The following is a 6,724-nucleotide window of genomic DNA, read 5'->3' on the forward strand; positions in this document are numbered from 1 at the left end:
ATTACCAATGTTACTTCTGTCGTTTCATTGATTATAGCTTCTTTTAGAAGTTTCAATTTCTCTATGTCAGGTTGTTCTTCTATCAACAATCGCAACTTATTATCTTCATGCTTTAATCCGATAATCTGTTCTTCTGTATATTGATTTAATTTTTCAATGAACATATAATTTGTATTTACAGGGTTGCTAATGTTTGGTGGCTAACTAACCTTTATAGGAATGTTCAGCCGCTTGTTATAATAAGTTTCCAATATCAAAGCCTAATTCTTTTAATACATTTGTTTGTTCTTTTTGGTATTCCAAAGTTCCACTATGGATAAAATCTTTATTTACAATATAGCTATTGGGGAAATCCTTGTAATACCTCATTAGAAAGTCTGGTATAATTTCATAAGTATTAAAACAAAATAAAATCTTACCGGATTTTACTAATCTAATAAACTCCTCTTTACTTTCACATTGATAAAGGTTCCCATCTTCATGAAAAACTCTACATTGATCAAGAAATAATTTCATGTTGAAATTAGCAAAATTAGCTAAATATTGAGGGCGTTGCCACCGTGCAATATCTGTACAGTTTGGAGATGATACGACTTTTTCCCATATACCTCGTTTTATAGGAAAAGAGTTACAGCTAAAATAGAGACGATAATGGGTTTGAGCAAATGTCTCTTCATTCAGTTCGCCTTCTAATGATGAAAAAACGCCATAACAGTCGTTTGTCAAAAGTCTTACATAATACAATTCACCACTTCGACCATTAATTTTATAAATTGCCCCCAACTCATATTTTGCCATAATGCTTTGATTTTTATTTATTATAATGGTTTGCAGCTTGCCGCCGTTAGGCGGAACAGGTGCATGTTACCGATATATTTTTTACGAACATTGCCAAAATCCTGCGATTATTTCATTGGTTGTACAGCGCTTATACAAATACAAAGCTCCATATCCGAAAGGATAACTGCCAATAGTAACATCTTCACTATATCCGTCCTCGTCTATTGATAAGAAAAAAGAAAAACCATGTTTCTCTAATTCTTTATAATAGCTTTCTTCATCTTGGATAAGGGAAGGTTCACCACCTATTTTTACAAGTATATTTTCACTATCCTTATCTTCTGAATATTCACTGATAGAACACATGTCTAAGCTGGCGTTTCGCTTTTCTGCACAATTGCCAATTTCGGAAAATTCATGTTCTATTACTTTGACTGCTATTGAGGGATATATGTTGTTGTCAATAAGAGTGTCATAATCTTGGTGAATGATGATAGAAAGCATGATGTTCTCCTTTTCAGGATGTACCAGTGTTGCATAGAATTTATAATCGCAAGGGATTTGTCCTTCTATACATTTAGGAGGATTGCCACCAATCCTGCCTTTTACATTCTTATCGAATGGAATACATTTGGCATATCGTTCGTTCATATTTTCTTTGTTTTTATTATTATCGGTAATGTCCGGCGGATAATCGAGTTTTTAGAAGATTAATCCGCTTGTTATAAACTCAATTCAATCGCTTTCCATTTCTTAGACTTCAATTTTTCTAAAGAGTGTTCGCTATATCCCTTTTTAGTAGCTTTTACAGGAATAAGCGTATAAAGAGTAACCATATCCTCTTTGTTATCATATTGATTCGCTGTATCAGAGTAGTTATAATCTACGACATAGAATCCAGCCAATTTCTCCGACCAAGAGATTGCGTTGAACCCTTTCTCTGTTTTGGATATAAAATCTCCATCAGAGAATGTTCTTCCGTTACGGACTTGGTTCGTCAATTCTTTCATTACCATATAAGGGAACTGTGTCTTCTCCATTTTAGAGTATGGATTCCAGCCAAACGGAAGCACAATAACAAACTCCACATAAGGCTGGGTATATTGGAAATTTCCTACACTGAACAATAACGAATTGTTGCCTCTATTAACAACCGCAAGCCTATTGAATACACCATTTTCCATTTCATTGAATTTGTTAGGAATAACTCTGCCAATATTCCAGTCTATATGTTGGGATATGCCACCACCTACTTCAGACCATACATAATCGTGGTTGATATTGGACAACGCACCCTTTTCCTTCAGAAAAAGGCTTATTTCGTTATGTCCACTACTAATAGACCAATCAAGAGGAGAAAAAAGTAGAGTTGTAGTAAGCCTATTTATATCCGCACCTTTCTCTATAAGATAGCGAACAATCTCAAAATGCCCTTTAGCGGCTACTTCATTCAAAGCTGCTGTTGTAGAACTTTCATAAGCATTTATATCTGCACCATTTTCTATCAATAGTTTGACTATTTCTAAATGGTTTCCAGACGAAGCACCCCATAAAGGAGAAAATAATCTATCTTTAATACAATTTACATCGGCTCCATATTGAATTAAAGTCTTGCAAATTTCATAAAAACCTTTCTTTGCAGCTCGGCATAAAGGTGGATGAAGCGTATATAAATTCTCATCATTCAAATCCAGATCTGAATGTTGGTCGAGTATATTCGACACTTCCTGCACGTTGTTATCGCCAACTGCTTTTTCCAGTTTTATATAAATTTCTTTATTATTCATCTATTGAGTTTATAATGTCTGGTGGCTAACCAACCTTTTCAGGGGAGGTTAAGCCACTTGTTAGCAACTTCTTATCGTCTTATAGATTATTTCAGAATATCCATTTGGAAATGATTCGGTAATACTTTCTAAAGCCCCATCGTCTTGATATTGGAATATATGAATTAAATCACTACCACTATTACCCTCAATATCATATTGTTTTACTTCAATATGTGTCAAAGCATTTTCTTTATAGATATAATTTTCTTCACGGCTACCATACTTACCACATAACTGTGACCGTTTCAACTTTCCGTCCTCGAAAAAGTAATGGCATACATTCATCAAATGTTTTCCATTATCATATAGAATACTTTTCACAAGATTGTCTGTATAATATAAGAAGGTGTGATAAAACTGATCTTCAATAGAACAACCGACCTTAACTTCTACGATTTGATTTTGATTATTAAATCCGTAGATACAAAGATTTTTGGTGCTTTTTATTGTATCAGGACGCTTTACAGGTTTTCCTTGTTTGCAACCATTACGCTGATAGGAATATGGAGTAAGTTCATAAAACTCGCCCTTATACAACTCAGTTCTGACAACATCGTTTTCTATTTGTTGTCTTATGGTTTCAAAGTCATTTTTCAATGCTTCAAATTCAGTTCTTATAGTTTCTTCAATCATTTCCATCTATTTGGGGTTGCTAATGGCTTGGAAAGGAACGCCGTTTAGGAGTTAGCTTTCCTTGTTATCAATTTTATATTCTTCATATTCAAGAAACGCAGTATCAATATCTCCTTCTAATAGGTAGTAGAAACAATCTTGTATCATATCAACCCATTCTATGATTTGCTTTTGCTGCTCTTGTGTAACAAAATCAGCTCCGTCAATCCACCTCCTGCCTAAATGTATTATGCTATATACATCACTTAGTAGGGTTTGATTGATCGTTGGCTTCATAAAATCATCTGCAAGAACTTTAAGACATTCCATTATCTCGATAAAATTACACTCATATAGTTTTCCTTGAAATGGACGAAGTGAACCAAGAAATCCATTTTCCCATTTCTCATTTTCTATATCATTGTTTTTACAAGAATGGAAACTTAATAAAATATATGCTTCTTCTTTTGTCATTGCGTTTCTGTTTAATTATTGATAATGTTGGGTGGCTAACCGACCTTTCAGGGGAGGTTGAGCCGCTTGTTAGTGTCATTTTTTATCTTATTCTCAACCAATTAATGAACATATCTGTAAATGATTGGGATAAAAATCTATTCTCAGATAAGTCTAAATCTCCTAATGGTTGTAAAAAAATAAAAGTAGGTTCTCCAAAATAAAAACCGATACAATTATCGCCTCCATCAGTGCCAATAACCAAAGATTTTTTCGACAAATACTTTTGTATTTGGTATTCTTTGTTCAGTTGCATCAAATCTTCAATCTTCCATAATGATAAATATTGACTACCAATATTACCTTCTCCACCATTACTCCATAACATAAATTCCTTATAATCATCGGGTAATGGAAACAACTTTCCCACACTCAACATTATTTGTTGATCACATGGAGGATTGGAGTGCCAACTTTTATTGATTTTTTCTATTATCTGTTTCATTATAATTTTATATGACACTAATGTTTGGCAGCGTTCCGCTTTTTAGTCGGTTTGCTGTTTGTTAGTCGCTTATTCCCATTCAAATGTTGATAAGTAACGAAGACCATTATAGTCCGCAATCTCTTCAACATATTTTTTAGGTATGCCAAGATGACCTTTCATGTTTTCTTTAAGAATAAAAACTTTTTGGTTTTTCTTTTTATCTCTAAAACCATTCGGGATATAGCAGAAAGTACAATTATTTGAGGCATTATTAAGGCCATTTCTATTTAATGATTTTTCAACCCAACAATCAAGTACATTATTGTCTATTATAACTGATTGAATTAATTGAACAGAATTCATTGTACATGTTTTGTCAATTTTAATTCTTAAAAACTCTGGATAATAGAATTTTATACCTAAGTCTTTACAGAACTGACAACGATGTTCGGGATTGGGACGCTTTTTGCTCTGACCGGATTCATACGCTTCCAACTCCTTGAGGTATTGCTCTTGATTAAAATACTCCATAAATTCGGTTTCATTTTTATCGGTATGCCCAATCCATGTCATATATTTCAAACCGGCAGTCGAGGCTGTTGTACCAGTCGGATTAAGTTCAAAAATAAAAGAGCCCAAGAAGGATACCGATACGGTATTCGTCGCTTTCTGCAATGATATACCCTCATGGCTATTATACATGATTGCCGCATTTGCGACAGTTATTTTTTTCGCTCTTAGTATTTCCTTGATTTTATCTGTGTCTGCCGGAATAACATTCAACAGATTCTCAAGTCCTTCAGAAGAATATTTCATAATAAGAGAATCTTCGTCATAGTCCATTACACCAAGCTCTTTACAGAACTGGCAACGAAGTTCCTTATTGTCTTCATCGTATTCTTTCCACCATTGACGGAAAGCCGATTGATCCATATATTTCTCAAAGTCAGCTTCGGAATCGAATTGACCGACCCATATCATTATCTTGCTCATTTTCTTTTTTTATTTTTCAAGCGACTAATGTCTGGTGGCTAACCGACTATTAAGTAGGTTGAGCCGCTTGTTATCAGTATTTACTTAGTTAATTTCATTAGAATTTTTGAAGCGGATAGCTTTTCGTAATCGAATAAATCTTTCTCCAAATTACAATTATTCATTGTATTCAAAGCCGCTTCTAAATGAAATCTTGATTTATCGAAGTCGTTCAAGCCGAAATACAATTCACCTAATACACAGTTAGAACGAATAAAAGATAAATCATCTTTTTCTTCTTGTGATGTTTTTATGACTTCCTGCAAGATTTCCATAGCACGTTCCATCTTTCCACAATCTAAAAGTCGTATTGCTTTATAAAATTCTAATTTCGTTTCCATTATTGTTTTACTGATAATGTTCGGTGGATAATCATCATTAAAGGAGATTGATCCGCTTGTTATCTGCCCGCTTTATTCCTCTTCTTCGATAAAATGATTTATAAAGTAATTGAATGACTGGGCGATGTAACGAGTATTTGTTTCAAAGTTGTATTCTCTTGAAGCGTTTTCGTCCCACTCGTCAGTCAAGTAATAGTAAATCTTTTTATTCTTCAAGTTCAACGCATAATAGTTTCCACCCGAATCCATAGCAAAAGGCAACAGATTGCATGGCATTAAATTCCTACTCCATATATCTTTGGCTATGACTTCAATTGTTTCAAAAGCATTGGTGCGTTCCTTTATCGGAAAGAACGCATTTATCTCCACCCGATCCAAATCCTCGTCCTGCGGTTGATAACAATATGGTGATGGCATACCACCGTTGAACTTGAGGTAAAAGTTCTTCATGCCTGCCGGAATCTTTACATTCAACTCAACCTCAAAATTCTTTATATCTTCTTTTGTTAGCGAAGCCGAACAGTCCGAAAGTTCAGGCATTACACCTGCTGTCTCCGTTTGTCCTTCTTCGATTTCTTCTATTGCTGGAATTGCTTTGTGCCCGTCCAAAACAACGAGATTGTCAAAGAAATCATCTATTGAATTTGCAACAAGTCGTGGCTCTCCAAAATTGAAGATTACATCTTGCATCCCCACAATAGGGTAAAGATAGATCTTTCCATTAACCAAGTCTATGGTAATCCGACCTTCATCGGTAGATCCATAGCAAAAATAAGAATGCTATCAGATATAGCTCCAGCTTTTCTTAACTCTAATGTTTCGCCTTCTGCCGTATATCTGGGGTCATTCTTAAAATCCTTGTTATATTTGAATGGGAAGAAATCTTCAATTTCCACCTCTTGATATTTATTTATGCTTGCGGTCTGTTTCGTAGAACCTCCATTATATTGTAAATAGAACTCTTTCAGTCTTTCCGGCAAGGCATAACCCAATTTACTCTCTATTTCTTCAAAATCTTTGAGAGTAAGACTTTTTTGGCAATTTTCTAATTCTATTTTCATATTCATTCTTTTTATGGGCAGATAATGTTGGGTGGCTAACCGACCTTTCAGGGGAGGTTGAGCCGCTTGTTAGTGTCATTTTTTATCTTATTCTCAACCAATTAATGAACATATCTGTAAATGATTGGG

8 protein-coding genes and 1 pseudogene are annotated in these 6,724 nt (G+C 34.4%); all 9 read right to left on the reverse strand.

Features of this window, described 5'->3' with window-relative positions:
• Window positions 1-234: 234 nt before the first annotated feature.
• The 9 genes and pseudogenes from DW083_RS21540 to DW083_RS21580 all read right to left on the reverse strand — a co-directional run bounded on the left by DW083_RS21540 (window position 235) and on the right by DW083_RS21580 (window position 6,601).
• Window positions 235-798, reverse strand: coding sequence for a hypothetical protein (locus DW083_RS21540; protein WP_004295267.1), 564 nt, complete (start codon window positions 796-798; stop codon window positions 235-237).
• An 81-nt stretch (window positions 799-879) separates the two neighbouring features.
• On the reverse strand, window positions 880-1,431 hold the full coding sequence (locus tag DW083_RS21545) for a hypothetical protein (protein ID WP_044299313.1): 552 nt from the start codon (window positions 1,429-1,431) through the stop codon (window positions 880-882).
• Between the two features lie 71 nt (window positions 1,432-1,502).
• Window positions 1,503-2,567: an ankyrin repeat domain-containing protein gene (locus DW083_RS21550; protein WP_032581399.1), complete on the reverse strand. Its 1,065-nt coding sequence runs from the start codon at window positions 2,565-2,567 to the stop codon at window positions 1,503-1,505.
• Between the two features lie 60 nt (window positions 2,568-2,627).
• The gene (locus DW083_RS21555; RefSeq protein WP_118459178.1) at window positions 2,628-3,248 is read right to left on the reverse strand and encodes a hypothetical protein; all 621 of its coding nucleotides are present in this window, start codon (window positions 3,246-3,248) and stop codon (window positions 2,628-2,630) included.
• A gap of 45 nt (window positions 3,249-3,293) precedes the next feature.
• Complete coding sequence (locus DW083_RS21560; protein ID WP_117513271.1) at window positions 3,294-3,695, reverse strand: hypothetical protein; 402 nt, start codon at window positions 3,693-3,695, stop codon at window positions 3,294-3,296.
• A gap of 82 nt (window positions 3,696-3,777) precedes the next feature.
• Complete coding sequence (locus DW083_RS21565) at window positions 3,778-4,179, reverse strand: SMI1/KNR4 family protein (protein WP_032581400.1); 402 nt, start codon at window positions 4,177-4,179, stop codon at window positions 3,778-3,780.
• 69 nt (window positions 4,180-4,248) lie between these two features.
• Window positions 4,249-5,154 (reverse strand): immunity 22 family protein, encoded by a 906-nt coding sequence (locus tag DW083_RS21570; RefSeq protein ID WP_009017660.1) that lies wholly within the window; start codon window positions 5,152-5,154, stop codon window positions 4,249-4,251.
• Window positions 5,155-5,234: 80 nt separating this feature from the next.
• Window positions 5,235-5,534 carry a hypothetical protein gene (locus DW083_RS21575; RefSeq protein WP_032536035.1) on the reverse strand — a complete coding sequence of 100 codons (300 nt, stop codon included), beginning with the start codon at window positions 5,532-5,534 and terminating at the stop codon, window positions 5,235-5,237.
• Window positions 5,535-5,606: 72 nt separating this feature from the next.
• Window positions 5,607-6,601, reverse strand: a pseudogene (locus tag DW083_RS21580) (SMI1/KNR4 family protein).
• Between the last annotated feature and the right edge of the window lie 123 nt (window positions 6,602-6,724).

The organism is Parabacteroides sp. AF48-14, assembly GCF_003477465.1.
In the GTDB taxonomy this organism is placed as follows: Bacteria; Bacteroidota; Bacteroidia; order Bacteroidales; family Tannerellaceae; genus Parabacteroides; species Parabacteroides acidifaciens.